27 protein-coding genes are annotated in these 22,240 nt (G+C 46.8%); 18 read left to right on the top strand and 9 right to left on the bottom strand.

Going from position 1 to position 22,240, the window contains the following annotated elements; translation table 11 throughout:
- Positions 1-96: 96 nt before the first annotated feature.
- Complete coding sequence (locus ACYVE4_RS29780; protein ID WP_461044065.1) at positions 97-963, bottom strand: AraC family transcriptional regulator; 867 nt, start codon at positions 961-963, stop codon at positions 97-99.
- Positions 964-1,148: 185 nt separating this feature from the next.
- Here ACYVE4_RS29780 and ACYVE4_RS29775 point away from each other — a divergent pair, with 185 nt between their 5' ends.
- The 13 genes from ACYVE4_RS29775 (at position 1,149) to ACYVE4_RS29715 (ending at position 12,831) form a co-directional block, all read left to right on the top strand.
- A complete protein-coding gene (locus tag ACYVE4_RS29775; RefSeq protein ID WP_461044064.1) occupies positions 1,149-2,276 on the top strand; it encodes an FAD-dependent monooxygenase in 1,128 nt (375 codons plus the stop codon).
- 199 nt (positions 2,277-2,475) lie between these two features.
- Entirely contained in the window at positions 2,476-2,889 is a 414-nt protein-coding gene (locus tag ACYVE4_RS29770) for a hypothetical protein (RefSeq protein WP_461044063.1), read from the top strand.
- Positions 2,890-3,070: 181 nt separating this feature from the next.
- Positions 3,071-3,550 carry a hypothetical protein gene (locus ACYVE4_RS29765; protein WP_461044062.1) on the top strand — a complete coding sequence of 160 codons (480 nt, stop codon included), beginning with the start codon at positions 3,071-3,073 and terminating at the stop codon, positions 3,548-3,550.
- Positions 3,551-3,552: 2 nt separating this feature from the next.
- Entirely contained in the window at positions 3,553-4,188 is a 636-nt protein-coding gene (locus ACYVE4_RS29760; RefSeq protein WP_461044061.1) for an SCO family protein, read from the top strand.
- A gap of 62 nt (positions 4,189-4,250) precedes the next feature.
- Positions 4,251-4,691 (top strand): hypothetical protein, encoded by a 441-nt coding sequence (locus tag ACYVE4_RS29755; protein ID WP_461044060.1) that lies wholly within the window; start codon positions 4,251-4,253, stop codon positions 4,689-4,691.
- A 98-nt stretch (positions 4,692-4,789) separates the two neighbouring features.
- Entirely contained in the window at positions 4,790-5,173 is a 384-nt protein-coding gene (locus ACYVE4_RS29750; RefSeq protein ID WP_461044059.1) for a hypothetical protein, read from the top strand.
- Between the two features lie 265 nt (positions 5,174-5,438).
- Positions 5,439-6,269: an MbnP family protein gene (locus ACYVE4_RS29745; RefSeq protein WP_461044058.1), complete on the top strand. Its 831-nt coding sequence runs from the start codon at positions 5,439-5,441 to the stop codon at positions 6,267-6,269.
- A gap of 51 nt (positions 6,270-6,320) precedes the next feature.
- Entirely contained in the window at positions 6,321-7,364 is a 1,044-nt protein-coding gene (locus ACYVE4_RS29740; protein ID WP_461044057.1) for a cytochrome-c peroxidase, read from the top strand.
- Between the two features lie 17 nt (positions 7,365-7,381).
- A complete protein-coding gene (locus ACYVE4_RS29735) occupies positions 7,382-8,293 on the top strand; it encodes a hypothetical protein (protein WP_461044056.1) in 912 nt (303 codons plus the stop codon).
- A gap of 139 nt (positions 8,294-8,432) precedes the next feature.
- On the top strand, positions 8,433-9,242 hold the full coding sequence (locus tag ACYVE4_RS29730; protein ID WP_461044055.1) for an MbnP family protein: 810 nt from the start codon (positions 8,433-8,435) through the stop codon (positions 9,240-9,242).
- Positions 9,243-9,244: 2 nt separating this feature from the next.
- Positions 9,245-10,339, top strand: a complete 1,095-nt coding sequence (locus tag ACYVE4_RS29725; RefSeq protein ID WP_461044054.1) for a cytochrome-c peroxidase — start codon at positions 9,245-9,247, stop codon at positions 10,337-10,339.
- 407 nt (positions 10,340-10,746) lie between these two features.
- Positions 10,747-11,868 (top strand): dipeptidase, encoded by a 1,122-nt coding sequence (locus tag ACYVE4_RS29720; RefSeq protein ID WP_461044053.1) that lies wholly within the window; start codon positions 10,747-10,749, stop codon positions 11,866-11,868.
- Positions 11,869-12,186: 318 nt separating this feature from the next.
- Positions 12,187-12,831 (top strand): hypothetical protein, encoded by a 645-nt coding sequence (locus tag ACYVE4_RS29715; protein ID WP_461044052.1) that lies wholly within the window; start codon positions 12,187-12,189, stop codon positions 12,829-12,831.
- A gap of 687 nt (positions 12,832-13,518) precedes the next feature.
- Here ACYVE4_RS29715 and ACYVE4_RS29710 read toward each other — a convergent pair.
- The 5 genes from ACYVE4_RS29710 to ACYVE4_RS29690 form a co-directional block, all read right to left on the bottom strand.
- Complete coding sequence (locus tag ACYVE4_RS29710) at positions 13,519-13,683, bottom strand: hypothetical protein (RefSeq protein ID WP_461044051.1); 165 nt, start codon at positions 13,681-13,683, stop codon at positions 13,519-13,521.
- A gap of 34 nt (positions 13,684-13,717) precedes the next feature.
- Entirely contained in the window at positions 13,718-13,897 is a 180-nt protein-coding gene (locus tag ACYVE4_RS29705) for a hypothetical protein (RefSeq protein WP_461044050.1), read from the bottom strand.
- A gap of 127 nt (positions 13,898-14,024) precedes the next feature.
- The gene (locus ACYVE4_RS29700; protein WP_461044049.1) at positions 14,025-14,741 is read right to left on the bottom strand and encodes a hypothetical protein; all 717 of its coding nucleotides are present in this window, start codon (positions 14,739-14,741) and stop codon (positions 14,025-14,027) included.
- A 549-nt stretch (positions 14,742-15,290) separates the two neighbouring features.
- The gene (locus ACYVE4_RS29695; RefSeq protein WP_461044048.1) at positions 15,291-15,437 is read right to left on the bottom strand and encodes a hypothetical protein; all 147 of its coding nucleotides are present in this window, start codon (positions 15,435-15,437) and stop codon (positions 15,291-15,293) included.
- A gap of 193 nt (positions 15,438-15,630) precedes the next feature.
- Entirely contained in the window at positions 15,631-16,551 is a 921-nt protein-coding gene (locus ACYVE4_RS29690) for an alpha/beta fold hydrolase (RefSeq protein ID WP_461044047.1), read from the bottom strand.
- An 840-nt stretch (positions 16,552-17,391) separates the two neighbouring features.
- Here ACYVE4_RS29690 and ACYVE4_RS29685 point away from each other — a divergent pair.
- Both ACYVE4_RS29685 and ACYVE4_RS29680 read left to right on the top strand, forming a co-directional pair.
- On the top strand, positions 17,392-17,955 hold the full coding sequence (locus tag ACYVE4_RS29685; protein ID WP_461044046.1) for a Crp/Fnr family transcriptional regulator: 564 nt from the start codon (positions 17,392-17,394) through the stop codon (positions 17,953-17,955).
- Positions 17,956-18,027: 72 nt separating this feature from the next.
- Positions 18,028-18,786, top strand: a complete 759-nt coding sequence (locus tag ACYVE4_RS29680; RefSeq protein ID WP_461044045.1) for a hypothetical protein — start codon at positions 18,028-18,030, stop codon at positions 18,784-18,786.
- A gap of 99 nt (positions 18,787-18,885) precedes the next feature.
- Here the strand turns inward: ACYVE4_RS29680 and ACYVE4_RS29675 are convergent, their stop codons facing one another.
- The 3 genes from ACYVE4_RS29675 to ACYVE4_RS29665 all read right to left on the bottom strand — a co-directional run bounded on the left by ACYVE4_RS29675 (position 18,886) and on the right by ACYVE4_RS29665 (position 20,658).
- Complete coding sequence (locus ACYVE4_RS29675) at positions 18,886-19,341, bottom strand: nuclear transport factor 2 family protein (RefSeq protein ID WP_461044044.1); 456 nt, start codon at positions 19,339-19,341, stop codon at positions 18,886-18,888.
- 112 nt (positions 19,342-19,453) lie between these two features.
- Positions 19,454-20,341 carry an IS3 family transposase gene (locus tag ACYVE4_RS29670; RefSeq protein ID WP_461044043.1) on the bottom strand — a complete coding sequence of 296 codons (888 nt, stop codon included), beginning with the start codon at positions 20,339-20,341 and terminating at the stop codon, positions 19,454-19,456.
- A gap of 5 nt (positions 20,342-20,346) precedes the next feature.
- Positions 20,347-20,658 (bottom strand): transposase, encoded by a 312-nt coding sequence (locus ACYVE4_RS29665; protein WP_461044042.1) that lies wholly within the window; start codon positions 20,656-20,658, stop codon positions 20,347-20,349.
- A 14-nt stretch (positions 20,659-20,672) separates the two neighbouring features.
- Here ACYVE4_RS29665 and ACYVE4_RS29660 point away from each other — a divergent pair, with 14 nt between their 5' ends.
- The 3 genes from ACYVE4_RS29660 to ACYVE4_RS29650 all read left to right on the top strand — a co-directional run bounded on the left by ACYVE4_RS29660 (position 20,673) and on the right by ACYVE4_RS29650 (position 21,888).
- Positions 20,673-21,008 (top strand): hypothetical protein, encoded by a 336-nt coding sequence (locus ACYVE4_RS29660; protein ID WP_461044041.1) that lies wholly within the window; start codon positions 20,673-20,675, stop codon positions 21,006-21,008.
- Positions 21,009-21,218: 210 nt separating this feature from the next.
- Complete coding sequence (locus tag ACYVE4_RS29655; protein WP_461044040.1) at positions 21,219-21,458, top strand: transposase; 240 nt, start codon at positions 21,219-21,221, stop codon at positions 21,456-21,458.
- Between the two features lie 166 nt (positions 21,459-21,624).
- Positions 21,625-21,888 carry an IS3 family transposase gene (locus ACYVE4_RS29650; RefSeq protein WP_461044072.1) on the top strand — a complete coding sequence of 88 codons (264 nt, stop codon included), beginning with the start codon at positions 21,625-21,627 and terminating at the stop codon, positions 21,886-21,888.
- The last annotated feature ends 352 nt before the right edge of the window (positions 21,889-22,240 follow it).

The raw sequence follows: 22,240 nt of genomic DNA, 5'->3' as shown, positions 1-22,240 counted from the left end.
TGAAAGGGAAAAGCAGAAAGTCCCTATCATTTGGGCATCACCTCTCAGTTCGTTTTTAACAACCTTGCTAAGTAAGGCTCTCTGTAGGTTGATCGTTTAGTGAGGTTGTCGGCGGTATTGCAAGGGCGTTGCGCCCAATCGTGTGCTGAATATTGCTATAAAGTGACTTGGATTAGGGTAGCCCAACTGGTAACTGATCTCTTTTACACTCAAATCGGTGTAACGCAACAACCGTTGCGCTTCCTGTATACAATGTTCCTGGATTACGGCCGTTGCTGTTCGACCAGTCAGCTGCTTAATGGTATCGTTGAGATGAGCAGTTGAAATGGACAGCTTCTCTGCATAGCGGGATGGCTTCTTCCAATCTCTGTAATGCTGATGAAGTAAGGCCAGAAATTGCCGCTTGATCAGCTGTGGCCGGCTTTTCTTTACCTTTCCGTCCTCGGCAAGAGAAGAAGCCATGTAGGTAATGATGTGGAGCATGCCGGTGAATAGGGCCACGATCGCCTTCGTAATCGTCCAGGGCTGCCTAAAAAGCTCCTCCAGTACGGCTAATAGCTTTTTGATTTGTTCAAAAGCAACTGTCGATTTCGGTTGTTGCAACTGCAAAGGGTTTTGCCGGTAAAGCTCCAGTTCGCTTTGTAAATGCGCATCAATTACTGCTGAATTAAAATCGATGATCCAGCCCGACAGGGGTGTTTCGGGAGTAAGCAAATGAATCTGCCCGGGGAATACAAGCAAGAGAAAAGGCCCGTCTGTCGTAAACTGCTCAAAGTCAATCGTTCCCACCAGTTTTCCACGATCAATAATGAGAAGCATGTAGTGCTTGTCACGATGAGGCAAGGCAACACTATGGCTGCCGGTAACTGGATTATCCGGACTTAACCTTTTTAGCACGATCTGCTTTGACCCGGGTTCTGAAAGTCCGAATTCAGGTATGTGTGTCGTCTTTCTTTTTGCCATTTCGAAGGGTGATGAGAAGCCATTGATCAAACGGACCGCCGGCACAACCAAGAGTAGCTTTTCAGAATCCGCGATTTCCGATATTAATGCCTTGATTTTGTTTATTTATTGGTTGTTTAGCTCGCTTTCTTTGCATCAAACTAATAATAATCAACCTAAAGAACAAAGCAATGTTCAATGATTTTGTGAAACAAACTGCAAAACTTAGAGTCGTTGTTGCAGGGGGTGGCCTGGTCGGGATGACGGCCGCAATTGCCTTCAACCGATTGGGCGCGAAGGTCAGGGTGATTGAAAAGGCACCGGAGATCCGGGCTGCTGGGGCTTCCATCAACTTGTGGAAAAACGCGCTTGACGTTTTCGATAAGCTTGGGATTGGCCAGCCGATACGGGCAACGGGAACGTCTGTACAAGCCTGGTTTTACAATGCGGCCGGACAGCGGTACCGGGCACCGGGTTTTGATCCGGAGGGTTATGCGTTTACCTTATTTTCAAGACCACAATTGAACACCATCCTTGCCGAAGCGGTGGGACATGAAAACATTTTACTGGGCAGCAAAATCGTGCATTTTGAGGAAGAAGCGGACCAGGTGACCATTGTTTTGGCAGATGGCAGGAGGCTTGAAGCTGATCTGCTAATTGGAGCTGATGGAGTCTATTCCACCGTGCGTCATCTACTCTTGCCGGACTATCCCGCCATGGAACATGAAGGGCACCACGTCTGGAGAGCCGTTGTTGCGCCCGGTGATGAACCGGTTGAAAGCACGATCCTCACCGTTGGTCGCGACCGAACAAGGGGCGGGTTTGCCAGAACCGCGGGTAATCAGGTTTTCTGGATGATTAACCAGTTTGCCAGTGATCCCCCAACCGGTACCAAGAAAGAAGAGGCCTTGCGCCGGGCGCAAAAGATGAATGACGGGGGCTGGGGAGAGCCGCTCATCAGACTGATTGAATTGACATCCGAAGAAAATATACTGTATAATCAGATTATGTATGTCCCCAAGCTGCCATTCTGGGTAAAAAAGCGCGTAGCGCTTATTGGCGATGCCGCCCATGGACTTTCCCCCCATATTGCCGCCGGGGGGACGCTCGGTATTGAAGACGTCTTAGTGCTGACGAATGCAATTGAAGCCAAACCGGATCTATCAGCCGCCCTAAAACACTACGAAACCCGGCGTATGCCTTACTTCGACATCGTGGGTCGCTTTTCAAAAGATGTTGAACAAGCAAAAGATTCAAAGGATTATGCAACCCGCTACGCTGCTTTTACGCACTGGATGCTGAACGATGGCTACAAAGCTGCCAGGTCATTGTAATCTCTGTTATCTACTGACAATAACGCACTGATCAGGGACACAAAATATGACTCATCCCTTCTGGGCTGAAATGATGCGAATGGTCATAAACTAAAGGTTAACGATTGCTTTAATAATGCGGAGAAGCATGAACTTTCGAGAAATGTATCTGGGGATGTCTTAGTTTCATAAATAATATTTCAATCAAGAAATATTATTTATGAAACCGATTTACCTTTGTGGTACGATGCGTTCTCTGCTGACATACATTCTGTTGATCGCTGTACTATTGCCGAGCATTAGTCCATGGGGAACCATTGCTTATTATCACTTGAATAAAGACTATATCGCACGCGTCTTGTGCGAAAACCGCAACAAACCTCAGCTGCATTGCGATGGAAAGTGTTACCTGGCCAAACGCTTGAAAGCCCAACAGGATAAACACGACAAAGAAACAACGGAACGGATTCAACAGACATCTCCGATCCAACTCTATTGCGAAGCTTATTTTCAATTTGATTTTAAAGCTTCACCAACGGTTTTACAATCCCCTCGTTTCGCTTACCAACTTTCTTCTTATTCGTCCTACATTCGGGACTTCCTACGGCCTCCTCGTTTAGGGGTTATCGCCTAGCGGATACTGTTTATTGGCTAACGGACAATTGTTTGGCAGCATATTCTCATGCTGGCATGAGGGATTATTGTTGGTATAGTTATGGCCTCCGCGTATTGGCCCCTTCCTGTTTTTATCAGTTCTGATTAACACTATATGAAGCCATAAATTCATATAGCAACCCTATTTATCGCTAATTCATATGACTTTGTTAAAAATAACCATCATCCTGGTGGGGTTGGCTTTTGCTGCCTGTCAGTTGAACCAATCGGATAAAAAAAATACCGACACAAGGAGTAACACCAAACAGGCTTCTTCGAAACCAACCGCAGTCGCTGACTTAGAAAAAACTGTTCTGGCCGTTCACGACAGCATCATGCCGGCTATGAGCGATTTAATAAGCCTCAAAAAAGCCGTTTCGGGACGTATCGCTGAACTGGACGCAAAACCGGCTTCTGCCGAAACCCACCAGTTGAAAGCGCAAGGGGTAGCCATTAATACGGAGCTGTCGAACGCCGATCACCTCATGATGGATTGGATGCATCATTACAACGGCGACACGTTGGTAACGCTCAATGAGCAGCAAGCGATGGCTTATCTGACGGCACAACAGCAGAAAGTAAACACGTTACGAGAGTTAATTAAAAAAAGTATCACCGACGCTCAGGCCTACCTCAAATGACGATGAAACCGATCTTTCTTGTAGCTGCAGTTATGTGCACCCTGGCTAGTTGCCATTTGACCGATGAAAAATTACCCTACATCGGTGAACCTGAAACCGTCATGAAAGTCGTTGACGGCAAACCGGTTACCCAACAGGAATATCCCGCGATTCCGGCGTTCTCATTCACCAATCAGGATGGAAAAACGGTATCCGAGCGCGATTTCGATGGTAAAATTTACGTGGCTGATTTCTTCTTTGTGACCTGTCCAACCATTTGTCCGATCATGAAGAAAAACATGCTGACCGTTTACAACGCGTACAAAGACAGCCCAGACGTCAGCATTCTGTCGCATACGATAGACCCTGACCATGATACGCCCGCCGTGTTAAAGCAGTATGCTACTGATATGGGCGTAAGCGGGATTACCTGGCAATTTGTGACGGGCGACCGGGAAAGGATCTACGATATGGGTGAAAACCATTACCTGGTCACAGCCGCCAAAGATTCAACTGCGCCAGGTGGCTACATCCATAGTGGTGCGTTTATCCTGATTGATAAGCAAAAGCACATTCGGGGCATGTATGATGGAACCACGAAGGAAGGTACGCAAAAACTTATTCAGGATATCGCAACGCTGCGCCGGGAATACAACTAAAGCTACTTGCTGTCATTCAGCCGGAAAGCCGGCTGTTTAATCAACTTATAATCAATTAGTTCATGAAACTTATAGCCATTTTTCGCTATTTCATGCTCGTTCCTTCCTTTCTGGCTGGATTTGGGCTGAGTAGCTTCGCCTTAAAAGCACAAACATTTATTGGCCGGAACACGCTGGCCGAATCGCCTACCAGTTTACGGTCGAGTATTATTCCCGTCCCTAACTCGCCGATGATTCAAATTCGATTTGAACATACAGGTCGCGGGCCAGTCCGTATACGAATACGGAATGAAAAAGGAACAGTCCTGCTGGATGAGGTAGCGTCGCAACCCAAGTATGCTGGTCAGTTTGATTTTGGGGCGCTTCCCACCGGTATCTACACGATCGAGTTGACAACATCGGAGGCTCGGTATCGCGAAAAGATCCGAATCGAGCCGCCCACAGCGGGTCGGGTCATTACCTTTTCAACGCCTGAGCAAGACTCGTTATTCCTAAACCAATAACACCTTGCCTCAATAATCCCTGTGCATCAACCGACGACGTACCGGATTGCGTTCACCAACCCGGTACGTCGCCTGTAAGGCTAAGTAAGACGATTCTCATGCGGACATTTATTCTTTATTTACTGCTGGTTGCGACCTTATTACCGACGATTAGTTCGTGGGGTATCATTGCGCATTATCAGCTGAACAAAGAATCCATTGCTCGTATTCTCTGCCAAAATCGGAACCGGCCAGAATTGCACTGTGATGGATCTTGCTATCTGGCTAGACGGCTAAAATCGCAGCAGGATAAGCAGGATCAGGAAACCATTAATCGGGTTGTCAATTCACCCGTTGTTCAGTTATTCTGTACGGACTGCTCTATGTTCACCTGCGAGCCTCACGAAGTGGATCGGGTAGGGATTCATTCGTACACCTATCTGTTGCTGGCTTATTCCACGCTACTCCCGGCTGTTTTTCACCCTCCCGGACGTACTCGCTAATCACAGCTTTAATGGCTTTCTGGCTTTTCTAACGCTTACCGGCTTTTTGTCGGCTACAGCGCTCGTGTGCCCCTACATTTTATTCAGCTCATTTCATGCTAACCGACCCCGATTTGGCGGATTTGCTGGCCGGTACAGGTATTTGTCGACCCTCATCGGTTCCGGCAGACAATACCGTAGTCTGGCTCGCTCTACTGCTTGTTCACAGCCTTATTATGGCTGGTATCTGTAGTTTATTCTTGGTACAACATTTTTAATCATATCCATGATGATCCCATTTTCATGTCGACCCATTTACGTAGCGATTATCGCTACGTTACTAGTTACTTCCTGTAAAAAACAAGCGGACGATGGAATCGATCCCGCTACTAAAAACTCGATTTCCATTGAATTTGAAAATCGGGTTGGTGACCAACGGCTGGTACTCGGTACCCCAGCCTATAAAAACGCAGCGGGTGAAACCTTCGCTATCACCGCGTTAAACTATTTTGTCAGTAATATCTCGCTCAAAAACGAAGACGGAACCATCCATAAATTCCCCAACCAGTATTTCTTAGTCCGCCAGGTTGATGCAAAATCACAGGTGATTACGCTGAACGATGTCCCCTCGGGTAATTATCGTGAACTGGCGTTTACCATCGGTGTCGATAGTCTCAAGAGCGTTTCACCCGTAGCGGAACGGGTGGGAGCTCTGGATGTTACCAGCTATGGTGAGGATGGCATGTATTGGTCCTGGAACTCAGGCTATATCTTCTTTAAACTGGAGGGCACATCAACCGCTGTTACGAAATCAGTCAATGCCAATCAGGCTTTTGCTGTACACGTGGGGGGGTATGGCGGTGGCTGGAATGGCTCGGCTAAAACGGTCAATAATCTGCGTACGGTTTCCATTCCGATGCCAACAGCCGCAACCGTCCGAGGCAACATCGCTCCTCAGGTTCATGTATTTGTCGATGCGTTGGAGGTGTTTAATGGGCCCAACAAAATCAGCCTGGCCACGACCAATAGTGTCCATAGCCCAACGGTAGCAACGGCCATTGCGGAGAATTTCAAGGCGATGTTTCAGGTCGATCATGTGCATAACAACAACCCGTAATCCAGGTGGCTCAATTAGTCCGATTGAGCCATCCACTTAGTTATGCAACTTATGAAAAATCGACCATCCGTCTTTTTGATGATCCTAGTGGTTTGTCTGTTGTTCGTGGCTTGTCAAAAGCCTGCTCCAGACCCACAGCCAGAAGAACTATTCGTCAAACCGGCTAATTTCCCGGAGCCTGTCTACGCCTTAGATCAGAATAAACCGACTACTGCTGGGATGCAGTTGGGCCGAGCCTTATTTTATGATGGAATTTTGTCGCGCGATGGGTCCATTTCGTGCGCCGAATGTCATAATCAGGCGTATGCCTTCACTCATCATCAACACGATGTCAGTCATGGCATTGATAATCAGGTCGGCACGCGCAATTCAATGCCGATCCAGAATCTTGCCTGGGCCACTGATTTCTTTTGGGATGGCGGGGTGCATAGTCTGGACTTAGCGCCGATTGCTCCCATCGAGAATCCGGTCGAGATGGATGAGCAATCAACCCATGTGCTGACTAAACTGCGGAAAAGTGCTAAATATCCCCCTTTGTTCAAAGCAGCTTTCGGCACCGAGGAAATTAACGGCCCCCGCTTTTTGCAGGCCTTATCGCAATTTATGCTGACGTTGGTCTCGAGCAATTCCCGCTACGATAAATGGGTGCGGGGTGAACCAGGAGGGACACTGAGCCCGGATGAGCAGGCAGGGCTAAAAACGTTTCGCACGAAATGCAGTGGTTGCCATGCGGGAGAGTTGTTTACCGATCATAGTTTTCGAAATAACGGACTCTTCATTCAGGGTAGTAACGATCTAGGCCGGGCGCATGTATCAGAATTGCCTCAGGACCGCTACAAGTTCAAAGTGCCTAGTTTGCGTAATGTGGAGAAAACACTGCCATATATGCATGACGGGCGCTTTTATTCGCTCGATGCGGTGTTAACCCACTACGCTGAGAACGTTCAACCAACGGAAAATCTGGATCCTCTACTTCAGCAAAATGGCCGATTAGGCATAGCCCTAACGGGGGAGGACAAACGGCAGCTAATCACTTTCTTGAAAACACTCACCGACGAAGCGTTTCTACGAGATCCACGCTTTGTCGAACCTTAAACAATTCAATTGAGATCATGAAAAACTATGTAGTTATTAGCTGGCTGGCCCTGTTGAGCTTGCCTTTACAAGCGTGCGATCTATGCGGGTGTAGTAATGGAGGTTCCTTTTTTGGCATCTTACCCCAAGGGCATCGGGGGTTTTTAGGCTTACGCTATCGGTATACTACGTTCAATTCACATATGAACAGCGTTAACCTCAGCAGCCGGGAACAATTTCGGACAGCTGAACTTTGGGGACGGTTTTATCCAGTCAAACGGGTTCAGGTGATGGCGTTTGTCCCCTATCAGGTGAGTCAGCAGACAATGTTATCCTCGGGACGGGTTACGCCCTTACAGGGGCTGAGTGACATCACGGCGTTAGCGCATTATAACCTGCTCAATACCTTCATGGATGACTCCATCGTTCATGTCGTCAATCACAATCTGCTGGTTGGCGGTGGCCTTAAATTACCAACGGGCCGGTATCGCTATGAGGAGAACAGTCTTTCAGAAGTAGCTAATCCCAATTTTCAGCTGGGTACTGGTAGCACCGATTGGCTTTTAAATGTGATCTATACCGCCCGGTATAAAAACTGGGGCGTAAACGCCGATGTAGCCTATCGACTCACGACCACTAATCCTAATGGCTACCGATTTGGGAATCTACTCAACAGCTCCGTTTCCGTTTTCTATTTGGCCACGAGTGGGAACTTGTCCATGATGCCCAATGCGGGTGTGAATGTCGAACAGGCGGGTCATGATGTTCGGGAGGGCGTCCTGAATACCCAAACGGGGGGCTATGCCGCTTACCTGAATCTAGGCACCGAAGTCTATTTGAAGAAAATATCCTTTGGCGTGAGTTACCGGCGGCCTATTTCCCAATATCTATCCGAAGGAGAGCTACTGGCCAATGCGCAACTGACCACGCATATCACGTTTCTTTTTTAAGTGTTGATGGTACTCCAAATCCAACATCAACCGGAAAAGGAGTACCATCAGAAATTATGCTCATACTGATTGATTGTTAACTAGTTAGTAGAAAACTTTCTTTCAAAACCCTTCACCCGATAAGCAAACCAGTTGATTTATGAAAAAGACACCCTTAAGACTCCTCTCCCTGACTCTTTCGGCCTGTATTGGACTGCCTTGCTGTACCACTCAACAGGCTGATCCTGACACTGGTACTCTGCAGCTTACTTTTGACAATATAGTCGGTAGTCAGGATTTACAGTTGACGACGGGAAACTACAGGAATGCGGCTGGCGAGCAGTTTAGCGTCACCCAATTAACTTATTTTGTCAGCAATATACAGTTCCAACGTGCTGATGGGACCACCTATACGGTACCTCAGGACAGTAGTTATTTTCTGATCCGCGAATCCGATCCATCGTCTCAAATCCTTACCCTTCGCCAGATTCCGACCGGGACGTATACGGGTCTTACCTATTTGATTGGCGTTGACAGCCTGCGCAGTACAATGGACATTAGTCGTCGAAAAGGGGTGCTCGAGCCGGGAGGTGGTCACAATAGCGGCATGTATTGGGATTGGAATTCAGGCTATATATTTTTTAAACTTGAAGGCATATGTACACAGATGGCTCCTGATCCAGCTGGGGAAAAACGTTTCCAGTTTCACATTGGTCTATTTGGCGGTTACGATACAAAAACGATCAATAACCTGCGTACGATTTCAATACCTTTTGGGGCGAACAGCGTCGCGTTAGGCATTGGCCAGCAGGCTCAGGTGACGATTCAGGCGGATGTAGCCAAGGTGTTTGATGGGTCAACCCGCATCAGTATAGCGACCAACCCAAACGTAATGGTATCCCCGTTCTCCACGACGATTGCGAATAATTACGCAGGCATGTTTCGATTCGATTCTCAATCAACTCACTAGCCATGAAACGATGTCAATTTCTCAGTCTACTGATCAGTAGCGGTGTTTTCGGACTTGTACTCTCTTGTCAGCATACGAGTGCCGTTGAACCAGGTAAACCTGACGAACCCCCAGGAGTTGAGTATAAGACGACCCCTTACCCCTGGAGTAAACCTATTAATTTTCCAGAGCCGGTCTATGACCTGACTAAAAATCCGTTGACTTACGAAGGAGTGGCCCTAGGTAAGACCCTCTTTTTTGATGGAATGCTCTCCCACGATGGGACGATCACGTGTGCGTTCTGTCATATACCCGAAGCCGCTTTTGCCCACACGGATCACGTGTTAAGTCATGGCATCCGGGATCAATTGGGTCCCCGGAATGGATTCAACATTCAGAATGTGGCCTGGAATAAAGCCTTCTTATGGGATGGCGGGATTCATGATCTGGATGTACTACCGATTTCGCCTATTCAGAATTCAGTTGAAATGGGTGATACACTGATTCACGTGTTGGAGAAGGTACGTACCAGTGCCAAATACCCAGCGTTGTTCAGAGCCGCTTTTGGCTCTAGCGAAGTAAGCTCGGAACGTTTTTTAAAGGCCCTTTCCCAGTTTATGCTTACCCTGGTTTCATCGAACGCAAAGTATGATAAGTATATACGTAACGAAGCAGGAGGAGACTTCAATGAGCAGGAGAGCAGAGGGCTCTCGTTGTTTAGGCAGCATTGTAGCAGTTGCCACGCGGGCGATTTGTTTACCGATCAGAGTTATCGCAACAACGGATTACTACCCAATCCAAACGCAGCTAAACCTGATATGGGCCGCTATAGCATTACGCTGGTTGAGTCCGATAAGCATAAATTCCGCGTACCAAGTCTGCGCAATATTGAGCGCACCCTGCCCTACATGCATGATGGTCGATTTTCTAGTCTGGAAAGCGTGTTAGCCCATTATGCAGGTGATGTACAGGACAATCCTGCCCTAGACCCCCTGCTAAAAACGGGTGGTCAAATCGGTCTTCCGTTAAGCAAGCAGGATCAAAAAGACATTATTACCTTTCTTTACACCCTGACGGATTATACCTTTTTAAATGACCGCCGATTTAAACCCTATTAGGCAGAGCGATGAAATCAGTGCGAAAGCTCAGAGTTTTTCTAGCTTATCTTTTACCACTAAATATTCCTCAAAAGACCAGAAAAATTCAGGAAAAGACATTCGCTAAAAAGCTCTTACGTCTAACGAATAAACAGTCATGGTCTGCTGTTACTTGTGTCCTGGTTCCGGAGCGCCGACGGTCCCGCTCCGGCGTACCGGCCGCTGCTGTGCAGTTGTACAAAGCCAAAGCAAGCTTCAACGGGCTAATTAACTATTTTGATGGGGTATTAAAAACATCACCCTGAAATTAGTTCTTCTCCTTTTCCCTGACTTATTGAACCCCATACTGGGCCGAACCCAAAGCCCCCAAGATCAAGCCTAGTCAACGGCGGGCTATTTTACCAATTTAAGACAGAGGTACCGTAAACATGAATAAATCCAACCAAGACCCGACAAGACGGCAATTCATGACAGCCCTTTCCCGCGCAGGAGTCGCATTCCTCTTCAACCCACTTACCTATTGGTCCACGCTTGATCCCAACCCAAAGGTACAAAGCATCGTAACGAAGACGATTGGGATTGATGCACATAATCATATGGACGTGCCGTTTAATTCTGAAGAATTTAAAGAAAAGAACTATGATTTAGCCAATCAACTGAAAAGATCAGGATTAACGGCGATTTGTATGACCTTCTGCGTTGACCGGCCTACGTTAGAAAAAGAAGGGCAAGCCTATGAACGATTCATAACCAGCCTTAACGAAATGGATGAACTGCTCAACACTAACCAGTTGACTAGGGCATTACAGTATTCTGATTTAAAAAAAGCCAGAACGGAAAATAAACCCATTGTCATTCAATCGGTAGAAGGTGGCCATTTTATTGAAGGAAAAATAGAAAGAATAAAAACGGCATATGACCGAGGTTTGAGGCATTTAGGCTTAATGCACGATGGGCAGACTTCACCGCCTATAGGTGATATTTATACCGACGCCCCACACTATGGCGGACTTACTCAATTAGGGATTGACGTTATTAAAGAATGTAACAAACTGGGCATTCTTGTTGATTTGTCGCACTGTAGTGCTGAGGGTATCAATAAAGCTCTTGACGTATCGACTAAGCCAATGCTCATTTCACATACAGGGCTGAATACCCAGTTGGGTAGCAATATGGGCATGGCAAAAATGATGATGCCACGACTGATCAGTAAAGAGCAAGCTAAACGGTTTGCTGATGCCGGAGGAGTTATCGGAGTTTGGACCCATTTAGCCAATTCTCCCTTCGAGTATACAAAAAATGTTAGGGCACTAGTGGACGTGGTTGGGTCTGAGCACGTGTGTATCGGTACCGACACGAAGATGGCTCCGCCAAGCAATGCGAATGAACGATTTGGAAGAAAAACAAACCAAAGTTGGGAAGGTCAAAAGAAAGGATTCTTCTATACTGTAGTAGACTCCTTGCTCAAAACAGGATTTACCGAACAGGAAATAGCGCAAATAGGCGGTGGCAATTACTGTCGACTCTTTGACAAAGCTACAAGTGTTTGATTAAAAAGGGGACTAACTAAAAAACGGTATGTAATAAGTGATTCTTGGTTTTTTGTGCGAGTTGACGCAATTCTATTTACCAGATGTACTGAAAGTTACCTATTTCGACACTATCCAAATAGTAGGCAATACATTCTCTCGAAACGCTCAATATTGAGACGAATGAGCGTTCAAATGTCTGCTTAATTATTCCGGTGTTTGGGAAGACGGCTAAATAGGCTTCCTTTATAACATTCATTAGGTGAGTTAGCGGTCATAGCAAACTAACTGGCTACTAACACCACATCACTCAATCGACAAAGCGGAAGTTTACTAAGTATGCAAACAATTAAGAAGTATGCGGTTTTGGTATGTTTGGTCACTTCAGTGCTGTTTATAGTCATAGCAACGTTGGCCTATCCAGGCGGCTCAGTGCTGGACAAAAATTCTATCGGGTTTGACTGGTCGAAAAATTTCCTAAGCAATTTGTTTACCCCAAAAGCGATCAATGGCTTAGAAAACCCGGGCTGGATTTGGGCACTTGTTGGAATGGCATTTCACTCGGTTGGATATGGACTGTTTTTTATCAATATGTCCAAGAAGATCTCGTCAAGACCATGGGCGACTCGTTTAACCTGGATAGGCGCTACCAACATCATCCTTATTTTCTTAATCGCAACCCCCTGGCATGACCTGGGCGTACTATCGATCATGTTAACCTTGATTGGATTATTTACCATTACTGTATTTGTCCTACAGTCAAAACGCCATGTACTTAAAGTCTGCTGTATTAGTTGCTTGTTGACGTATTACGGTTTCTTTTTCCTATTTGGTTTAGGGTATTTGGGTTTAGCAGTCATCATGCAGAAAGTATATAGTATATGTTCGCTGCTCTTAGTTTTAGGCCTGGAGTACTTTACCAAACATGAAGACTTCATACCCATTAAATCGGGAGGACAAAACATGGAAGCAACAAACCGCTGATGCTGTCCAGCAGAGAGTTAAACAATTTGTTGATTAACCCTCCCAGCAAGAAACGAACGAGCGTTCATGTGTCTGTTTCAATAGTGGGGGGAATGGGATAGTCTGTTTTAACAATCGTCAACTCTTGTCCGTAGCATACGGTACCAGAAGAGTGGTAACCACAAGCCATTCTCTCTCTACTGACCAATCATCCTGAAACACTTGATTTAAACCCGACTGCATTTAGTCGCCTGCTACGATCGAGTTTAGCTCAACCGATCACGATGCCGCAGTTTCTATCTTTATCGAGCTTAAGGCAGTCATTTTATCGACCAAATTCCCCTGATGCCGACTGGCTTCCATCTTCCAGGTTTTCCAGCGCCTGCATGGCAAACATGAGTTTCTCTATGCTGAGGGGTGAGTTCGTTGAGATAGGAGAAAGCTATTTCATGCGCTTGTCGTGAGGTTTCGATGCCATGACCAATTTGAGGCAGGATTTGACTTTGACAAAGGCAGGAAAGATACCGCGACGCCAGACGCATGGTTTCTTGTGCTGGAAACGGGAGATCTTTTTCGCCTAGTAGTAAATAAAGGGGCGTGGTAATCCGGCGCAGTTCATCCCCAGAAAGGGGTATCGGATAATCGCCTTACGGCTTTAACATCAGCGTTTATGACCGCTTTTTTATACCTACTTACGTCACGCATACCCTATCGGTCGAACAGTCCTTTCGGCAGAGTCGCTACACGTTCACGGCTGAAATAAACAACCTGACCAACGAAACCGTCATCAACAACTTCAACCAACCGCTCATGGGCCGTTCGTTCCGGATTAAGTTTCGTTATCTGCTGTTTGGCCCCCAAACGCACGACCATACCTACTAATCGTCGAACTATATACTTTTTTATTTCAAACAATCATGACAAAAGCATTACGTGAAATTGGGATAGCCTTCACCCTGGCTACGCTAGTAACCTGATCAAAACGGCCGCCATTCAGGAAACCTTCCGCGAACGCGGTGTCGTGGTTCACGGCTGGGTTTTCGCTATTCGTACCGGCAAACTGATCGATCTGAAAATCGATTTCCAAAAGAAGCTGGAAAGCATCATGGAAATTTATAACCTGTATGATTCACCAACCTTCTAGACAATAACAAGTCCCCGCTTTTCATGATCGGTTTCCTGATGGAGCATCGTAGAAAGCGGGGACTCCCGCGTCAATTGTTCCCTTGCTGCGACCCGTGCGGAACCAGCCGGAAACGGTACCGCAGCCCCATATTCTGAGTAAGGGTGTCCGGCAATGGCTCCTGCTGCTGCTCGGGAACCGGGCTAACCCAATCCGACCACGCCGTGGATTCTTGCGGGCGTTTGGGCAATTTTAGTAAAAAATCGACTGTGTGGTTGCGAACAAAGACGCGCATTTGCCATTTGTTGACGTCAAACGGTGTTGTTCCCCAAGGCAGAATCATCCAATTCCCTTCTTGGCGGACGTGCATAGGCTCGAGCGACTTGAAATCCTGACCAATGTATTGGAATTCCACCAGCGAGTCGATGGCTGCGCCGTTCAGGTATGATTTAGTTAAGCGCATCTCCACATCCAGCACCGGCCGGGCGTAGGGATAATTGAGCGTATACGGCTGATCATTCGACCAGATCAGATAAACCACAACCCAGCCAATCAGGGCTGCCCCATCAAAGATCTGAAGGTAGCGCAGGTAGTGCTCGACCAGAAATCGCTGAGCCAGAAACCAGACCAGAAAGAAGCCGACAAAAGCCGCTAGAAAGCCACCCCAGGTGGCTAGGTAAGCTACTCCCAGCCGATCATCCGGGCCGGAAGGATGGCTGTTGAGGGCAACAACCGTTTGGGAGAACAGAAAATAAATGAGGGGAGCCGCGCACAGGCTGGCGACGAATAGGGTGAGAAACCGTTCCATAAGGGTCCAAAATAACCGCTCGGTTATCGATTGTTTATCTGCCAATCAATAACGGGTTGGATTGGGTAAATAAGCCGATCCAAAAAAACAATACGTCACAGAACCACCCTTTACCAAATCCGGATCGATTGGCCGAATGAAATAAAAATCTGTGCAATATGATGAATTTTATGCACGGTTTTTGATGTAAATATTCGCATTGCCAGACAAGATTATATTATAGTTAGGTCTTTAGTGCAAAACGGGGCCATCCAGTCGGACTGCCGAAGCAGCCGGACCAAAATGAAAATAGCCGCGCCACGGTGGCCCCGTTTTGCACTAAAGACCGTCATTTATTTTTCTTCGAGGATTTTAACCATTGTAGTGTGCCGCAAACCTATTAGTTTTTGGATTGAGCTTTGTTAACGGTCTGTTAATGAGTGATAACGAAGTGTTAAGGCCGCTGTTTGTGACTATCAAGGGCTTTTACCTATCCAGTGTCTCAGAAAAATGCTGGTTTTAATACCTTTCGAACTTAATCCGTAACATACGGTTTCCTCGGCTGATCAATTAATGGGTGGCAATGTAACGAACTAGCCCTAGCAGCAGACTCACCAGTAGCAGGGCAACAACTTTCGTCCAGGCACTCGATTGCCAATTCAACCCAATCAGGATAAGAAGCAGTAAAACACTCAGGCCTTTTAGGGCGGTTTCCATCGCACTACCTCCGGCATCATTGGCGGGGATTGGCCGGTTGCAGGAGTGCCCAGCACACGAAGACTCCGTACGTTGTGATAAGTACCCAATTAAGAGTTGTGATACTTTTGATGATGGACATGGGTTCGATAGGCTAAAACAAGGTAGGAAGCAAAGGCTATCCTTCGCCAGCCCGTTTCGGTAGCGGACCGATTTAGTTGCCAGCCAGCTGATAACGCTCTATTCTACTCTTGATGAGCTGAATCGCTTCCGGGTAGGTTTCGATGCCGTGCCCAACCTGGGGCAAACTAATCACTTCCCGTAATGACTTTACTTCGCGTTGGGCGTTGGCAATGGATTGTTTATAAGGAAATAGTAAATCCTGCTCACCGACTAACAAAACCAGATCGGTTTGGACCGCCGATAACTCGCCTTTCATATAATAGGGCTTTTGGGTGTGATCTTGATATTGCGTGATGGCGTACAGTTCATAGGTTACCAACAGCTCTTTGTAAGCGGGAGATAAATCATGATTGGGCTGGCAGAAGACGGCTTCATCCAGGAATTTAAGCACATTCTTTCTACTGGGGAACAGAATAGGCAACAGATTAAAATACAGGTTTTTGGCAGATAGAGAAAAGGGTTGTAAACAACCGGGGTTCAGCAGAAATGCCGCTTTTATCCTTTCCGGAGCCACCCGGCACAGTTTGAGGCAAATAAGTCCTCCGAACGAAGCGCCCGCGATATAGGCTTTTTCTATACGGAGTTGGTCCAAAATGTCTTCGGCCCATTTCCCATAGTCAAGGGATCGAATATCCGGCGTGTTTCCATCGCTTAAATTAGGCAGGCCATTGGTTTCAACCAGCAAAAGGCGGTAGGATTTTTCGAACACAGTCAAGCCGTTATCAAAATCCCAAAATAAGCTGCTGGTTCGTGCACCCGGAAAAATGACAAGGGTTTCGGCCGCTGTGTCTCGTGCATTGATGGCCCAAATGTAAGTTTTGCCCAACGCTGTTTGGAGTTCGATCCGATCATAGCATTTATTATTTAACCCTTCGAGTTGGGAGACCCATTTCTCAAACCAGTCAACCGCTTTTTGTGGCTGTTTAAAATAGGATTTCCTCTTGATATGCATAGGCTGGAATGAGTTGATACTGACAATCTAGGTTGAATTACTCCTACGAAGGAACTCCCACTCGCCCTGGTTGATAGGAAAGTGGATAAAACAGGAATCAATACAACTACATAAGATCGTTGACCTGCCCTGTATGGTTGGACCCGAGTGGCCCCTAAGATGGCTGATGAGCAAGCCCATCGACAAGTGCCAATCGATCGGTGACGCACTTTGGGGGATGGGTGGCGGTTTTGAGTTAGCTGTTGGCAAGCGAGTCAATGGCTAGAAAGCCCAGCGATGGCCGTTATTTCCGGTCCAGTCTGGGTTTGATGTAGCCAACGTTGCTAGCAATAGATATTCTAAACGTTTTCGGTTCATTCAATCGGTTTAGACGGACTAGGGAAACCCTACTTCCAGCTGTCTCCACTGTTCGAAGATCGGGAATTTACTAAAATGTCTACTGCCCAGTGAACTCTAGTCTATTCTCACGAAAGGCTCACACTTGAGACGGCGAGCGTTTTTGCTTTTGCTACTTAACGGGTGTGCTTATAGAAACTCGCTCGATGAACACCCTTTTTAAGTAGTTTACGCCAGCATGGCTCCAACAAGATTAATTGGCATCCAGCCCAATACTAGTCGTCCTTTGAAGACTCAAATTAGGAAATCAACACAGATCCATTAAAGCGTACCGACAACGTTAATTGAGTAGCCGCTTTCCGGGTAAAGACCCCAACGATGGGGAGAGTAGCTAGAAGGACTAGCTAACCCGGTACGCACCAATTAAGTAGTGGGTGTTGATGGGTAGATTCGGATCGAAGCCCCACTTCTGACCCGGTGTAATCAGCCAGCAAAACCCAATCCATGACGAACTTTATTCAATTCTGTACGCAGCTTTCCCCGCTTGATCCACCCGCCAAGGCCGAATTAAATGCGGCCACCACGAGTCGCCTTTATCAAAAACAGGCCTTTTTGCTCAAAAACGGGCAGACCTGTAGCCAGCTGTATTTCATCAATAAAGGGCTGGTTAAGTTGTATTTCTATCGAGACGATAAAGAATGTATCCTGCGTTTTTTTGCCGAGAACACCCTATTCACTGGCCTTGACAGCTACCTCACCCGCTCACCCTCTCAACTGGTGATCAAGGTCTTGGAGCCATCCCTGATGACCTGTATTGCTCACTCGGATATGGAAGCCCTTTGCCAAAAGCATCATGGCATCGAAACTGTATTTAGAAAATTTGTCTCCACCGCTTCCTTAAACATGATCAAACGAGTCGGGGATATGTTGGAAAAAGACGCGACGGAACGCTATCGCTCTTTTATTGACGAGAATCATCACTTGCTTTCCCGAATTAGTCTGGGCGACTTAGCCAGTTATTTAGGCATTACCCAAGTTTCGTTGAGTCGAATCCGAGCGAAGAAGTAATTTTTTAACATTTGTAAAAAGACCTATCCTGTTTGGTTGAGAAGTTTGCCCCAGACATCAGACCCAACCAACATGGAGCGCCCATTACAGATTGTCAATCAACACGTCCAGTTCCCAAGGGTTTCCTTACAAGCGCCTTCAAGCAGTTTTTACCTGTTTATGGGTGCCGAAGTTGACCCCGCTGTCGGTCCCTTTTTTCTGTGGTCAAGTACCAAGAAGCAGGCACTGCTTAAGCAACTAAAAAGCTGGTGTCAGCAGCTAGAAACCGAACATAACCTCATGGGTGCGGTGGTATTCAAGGCGCGTCTGATTCCACCGGGTCAAAGCAAATTTACCGGGCACCCAACGGAGAAGATCCGCCTTGCTTATTATGACGTTGTCGTTTTAGTGGAAGCCAACACATTGGCCACTCTCACCGTCCTTCAACAGAGCAGTGCCTATCAAGAAATCGAGAAAGCCATGAAAGGGGCTGCTGGGCATAGCCATAGCTTCCTGGCGACAAACGTCAGGCGGATTAGTCCAGTTAATCACCAGCGACAAGGTGTGTTTTTATTTAACTACTTTTTAGCCAATGACTTGCAGCAGAACCTGGCGGTGTGGGAGTACACGGCAGGTTGGTTTGAGGTCGAAACGAAGCTGACCAATTCGACTGTGCTACAACCCGTTGATCCCCATCAATCGATGTATACCCTAGTGAATCATTGTCGTTGGGATAGCTTATTTACTATTTTACCATCGCTGCTTTTTAAGCCCAGCTTCCATTCGTATGTGCTGGCAAATTTTCAGGCCAACCAGGTGGCCCCCATGCCCATTCTCTATAAACTAGCCTGATGGATCCGACATGGAATACGCGATTTTTCTATTCTCAGTAATCGCTCCTCTGTGAGATGAAGTGGCTTTTTCTATCCTTTATAAACCTATTCTAGTGGCCTATGGTGTGCAAATGATCGAGGCATGCCGGCCAATCTGCTTCCACTGCCCATTTTTCTTTATCCATACATTGGTAAACCGGCGTTTGGTTGGTTGGCCAGCCTTGGCTTCTTGCAAGTCATGTTTGGCCACAAACAACTCGTAGCCCATCGTTATGACCAGGTTCTCCTGGACTTGCATCTGTTCAATGATGCGCTCAAACGAGCTGTAATCAATTAAGCCTTGCTTTTGATTTTTAAACACAGCGGCTCGATTGAGGGCGATGGTATTGCGGGGGGTAGTGACCATAAATTCAGGCGCCCAAATCTGAGCCAGTAAACTGGTGTCGGCAGTTAAAATGCCTTTCACACCGATCTGCTCTAAGTCCTGGATGGTTTTTTCGATCTCGTTTTTGGGTTGAGCTTGACTGACTCCAGTTGTCAGCAGAAACCCATAAAGAAGAAAGTATCTAAGCATGGATGTGGTTAATTTCGAGGGGAGTGCGGTTAAGCATGAAACCTGGTCATGCATTCATACTCTTAAATATGTGAGATGGAGTAGCAGGAACTGAAATTGTCTTAGCCCCCGATTAGTTGGACAGATTTTCTGAAAAGGTTGTGTCAAAAACCACCTCGGCCTGCTCCCATTTCTGCTGAGGTGTAACAAAGCCAATTGAGCGGTGAAGCCGATAATTGTTATAATGGAAAAAGTAACGCTGTAACGTTTGCTTAGCTTCATAATAGCTATCAAATTCGTTTCGCTCAATGACATCATGCTCCAAGATACTATGAAAGGCTTCGATATAGGCGTTTTCTTCTGGCGTCGCCACATGAGTAAACTCCTGCTTGACTTCCGAGCTTTTTAAAAAATTACGCACTGAATGTGCAATGAATTGACTACCGTTGTCATTGCGTAAAATGACCCCTTTCAGTTCATGCGTCTGGTTGATTCGCCGAAAAAGATTGATTAGATCAAGTTGGCGAATACTACGCTGAAACAACCAGTCTACAATCTTGCGGCTATAGACATCAAGCACGCTCAGCAGATAGTAGTTGCGTCGTTCTCCTTGCACCCACACATACTTGATATCCCAGCATAGATATTCCAAGGGTTTTGTAGCTTCAATGCGCTTGAATTTGACAAATTCCCGTTTGCCGACAGGTCGGATGATTTTGCCTAAAAGCAAGTTATTCTCATCCATTAGTCGATAAACCTTCTTTTTGTTGATTAGGTATTCTTTTTTTAGTTCGTAGGTGATGTATTCATAGCCAAAAGCATTAAATTCTGCCTTCAACAGTTGCCGAATGCTAGTTACGACTTGCTGGTTATCCACTACCGATCCGTCCAGTTTCAGAGTCGTTTGGCTGGGTCGGGCACCAGCAGTGCCTGACTTGGGCTGGTAGTAATACACGCTCCGAGGCAAGCCTAACCATTGACATAATAGGGTGCGATTCACGCGGGTTTCAAACTGTTTCATGAGGGCTAGCTTCTCCTGAGTTGAATAGGTGTTTTTTTTAGCAACTCGCTTTTGATTTCCAGCTCTAGGGCCTGTTTCGCAACAATCCGTTTTAATCGCTCATTTTCTTCCTCAAGCGCTCGGAGTTGGGGGTCAACCCGTGTATAGGAGTCTTTCAGACCTTCCTTTCCCCTACTTAAATATTTCAGTCGCCACTTACGCAGCAACGAAGGGGATAGGCTGTACTTGCGACAAGTCTCGGCATGGCCGTCACGGATTGCTTCCTGAACGATGGAGTATCGGTCTTCTGGAGTAAAAGTTCGCCTGATTTTGCTCATGATTTCTGAATGTAATGGGACTAAACTGTTTTTACAATTTTGTCCAACTATTCAGGGGGCTAAGACAAAACTGCAGTATCGATCGATTCTATGCCTCAGCCGATGAGGGCTACTTTGAACTGGAACCCGCTCTGAGCTATGGACCCTTTAAAGGGCGTAGCAGTCAAGCCGCCTTTGATTTTCCGGTGGTCAATCAGCAAGCGGCTCAACTGGATGACATCGCCCAACACATCCTATCGAAAAAAGCCCTACCCAGCCATATAGCCGGAGAAGAAGGACGTAGGGATTTGCGGGTTATAGAAGGTATTTACCGGGCAGCCAAAACTGGACAAAAAGTAAACCTGGTATAGTGTCCGAATCCATAGGGCCAAAATGGTGAATTTGCCAGACTGACACCATGCCTGTTTACCGATTATTGGAGCGGGTTGAGTTGCAACAACCAAACGTTAAGAAGTTAGCAGCTTTAGGACCTGACTAGCCGTTTCTCTCCATTGATGAGTTTACGAAATGTGAGATGATCTAATAAATCGGCACAGTGAACTTGCTTAACTTGCAAGACCATGCAGCCTAAAAACAAACCCCTAAAACGGCGTAAATACGACCGCACCGGCGGACCGGCAACTTTTAAAGCGGACGTGCTGAAAATGATTGCCAACGGCCAAAGCGTGCCCTATGTGGCTCAGGCACTGGGCATCAGTGAAGCGCTCATCTATAACCGCGACGGCGGACCGTTGGAAACAGCGAAACAAAGGGGAAGAAAAACACCATTTTTCGAGCCAGACTTCAGACATACTGATTGAGAACCAGCGCCTGCTACAACGGGTCAGCCAACTGGAAATGGAGCGATCGTCGCCCGGCGTGAGATCTTAAAAAAGCTTTAAGCATTGTCAGCCAGCAGCCCTAAGGCAACGCTATGAACTGGTCAAAAGCCTAGCTGACGAATTTAAGGTAGAGATTCTGTGCTTGGTGTTAGAAGTTACGGGGCCGCCCGGCGGTCGTACGGCTTATTATCGGTACCTGCGGGGGGACAGTTACCAACCAACACTTCACCAAGCAGAGCATCAGAACTTAGTAGAGCAGGTCTTTGGTAAGCACAAACGACGGTATGGCAGTCGACGCATTACGGCTGAGTTGCAAGAAAAGGGACATGTACTGGGACGTCATCAAGTAAGAATGCTGATGAAAGCAGGTGGTTTACAAGCCATTCAGCCGCACGGGCAGCCCCGCTAAGTCATTTGTGCTCCGAACGACGGATAGCACTCATGGTAGAGATTATTGGCCGAACTTATTATTAGGCCTGCCGTTGCCCAAGGCTCCCAATATGGTTTGGGTCAGCGACATTACCTATCTGCCTTTAATCAACGGTGATTGAGCCTATTTAGCTACTTGGATGGACTTATTCTCCCGCAAAGTAGTGGGCTGACAAGTAGACGAAACAATGGAACCGGGCCGATTTCTATGGTTCAAGCAAGGGTTGGCGATATACATTTTAGCAAGCTGTGTTTTTGTCCGACAAAAACCTGCCTATTGTCTGAATGGTCTAGCCTCCGAAGTTGGCTATTAGTAAGAAAGCAACACTAGT

The organism is Spirosoma harenae, from assembly GCF_054776975.1.
Note: the sequence above shows the minus strand (reverse complement) of the source record. Positions and strands in the feature narration are given on the sequence as shown.

Excerpts from the sequence above, each read along its gene's own strand:
- ACYVE4_RS29755 (WP_461044060.1), top strand. The coding sequence starts at position 4,251 with ATGAAACTTATAGCCATTTTTCGCTATTTCATGCTCGTTCCTTCCTTT.
- ACYVE4_RS29765 (WP_461044062.1), top strand. The coding sequence starts at position 3,071 with ATGACTTTGTTAAAAATAACCATCATCCTGGTGGGGTTGGCTTTTGCT.
- ACYVE4_RS29745 (WP_461044058.1), top strand. The coding sequence starts at position 5,439 with ATGATGATCCCATTTTCATGTCGACCCATTTACGTAGCGATTATCGCT.
- ACYVE4_RS29670 (WP_461044043.1), bottom strand. The coding sequence starts at position 20,341 with ATGAAACAGTTTGAAACCCGCGTGAATCGCACCCTATTATGTCAATGG.
- ACYVE4_RS29760 (WP_461044061.1), top strand. The coding sequence starts at position 3,553 with ATGAAACCGATCTTTCTTGTAGCTGCAGTTATGTGCACCCTGGCTAGT.
- ACYVE4_RS29660 (WP_461044041.1), top strand. The coding sequence starts at position 20,673 with ATGGGACTAAACTGTTTTTACAATTTTGTCCAACTATTCAGGGGGCTA.
- ACYVE4_RS29665 (WP_461044042.1), bottom strand. The coding sequence starts at position 20,658 with ATGAGCAAAATCAGGCGAACTTTTACTCCAGAAGACCGATACTCCATC.
- ACYVE4_RS29710 (WP_461044051.1), bottom strand. The coding sequence starts at position 13,683 with ATGGTCGTGCGTTTGGGGGCCAAACAGCAGATAACGAAACTTAATCCG.
- ACYVE4_RS29740 (WP_461044057.1), top strand. The coding sequence starts at position 6,321 with ATGAAAAATCGACCATCCGTCTTTTTGATGATCCTAGTGGTTTGTCTG.
- ACYVE4_RS29750 (WP_461044059.1), top strand. The coding sequence starts at position 4,790 with ATGCGGACATTTATTCTTTATTTACTGCTGGTTGCGACCTTATTACCG.
- ACYVE4_RS29690 (WP_461044047.1), bottom strand. The coding sequence starts at position 16,551 with ATGCATATCAAGAGGAAATCCTATTTTAAACAGCCACAAAAAGCGGTT.
- ACYVE4_RS29715 (WP_461044052.1), top strand. The coding sequence starts at position 12,187 with ATGCAAACAATTAAGAAGTATGCGGTTTTGGTATGTTTGGTCACTTCA.
- ACYVE4_RS29725 (WP_461044054.1), top strand. The coding sequence starts at position 9,245 with ATGAAACGATGTCAATTTCTCAGTCTACTGATCAGTAGCGGTGTTTTC.
- ACYVE4_RS29730 (WP_461044055.1), top strand. The coding sequence starts at position 8,433 with ATGAAAAAGACACCCTTAAGACTCCTCTCCCTGACTCTTTCGGCCTGT.
- ACYVE4_RS29770 (WP_461044063.1), top strand. The coding sequence starts at position 2,476 with ATGAAACCGATTTACCTTTGTGGTACGATGCGTTCTCTGCTGACATAC.
- ACYVE4_RS29700 (WP_461044049.1), bottom strand. The coding sequence starts at position 14,741 with ATGGAACGGTTTCTCACCCTATTCGTCGCCAGCCTGTGCGCGGCTCCC.
- ACYVE4_RS29680 (WP_461044045.1), top strand. The coding sequence starts at position 18,028 with ATGGAGCGCCCATTACAGATTGTCAATCAACACGTCCAGTTCCCAAGG.
- ACYVE4_RS29655 (WP_461044040.1), top strand. The coding sequence starts at position 21,219 with ATGCAGCCTAAAAACAAACCCCTAAAACGGCGTAAATACGACCGCACC.
- ACYVE4_RS29685 (WP_461044046.1), top strand. The coding sequence starts at position 17,392 with ATGACGAACTTTATTCAATTCTGTACGCAGCTTTCCCCGCTTGATCCA.
- ACYVE4_RS29780 (WP_461044065.1), bottom strand. The coding sequence starts at position 963 with ATGGCAAAAAGAAAGACGACACACATACCTGAATTCGGACTTTCAGAA.
- ACYVE4_RS29695 (WP_461044048.1), bottom strand. The coding sequence starts at position 15,437 with ATGGAAACCGCCCTAAAAGGCCTGAGTGTTTTACTGCTTCTTATCCTG.
- ACYVE4_RS29720 (WP_461044053.1), top strand. The coding sequence starts at position 10,747 with ATGAATAAATCCAACCAAGACCCGACAAGACGGCAATTCATGACAGCC.
- ACYVE4_RS29735 (WP_461044056.1), top strand. The coding sequence starts at position 7,382 with ATGAAAAACTATGTAGTTATTAGCTGGCTGGCCCTGTTGAGCTTGCCT.
- ACYVE4_RS29675 (WP_461044044.1), bottom strand. The coding sequence starts at position 19,341 with ATGCTTAGATACTTTCTTCTTTATGGGTTTCTGCTGACAACTGGAGTC.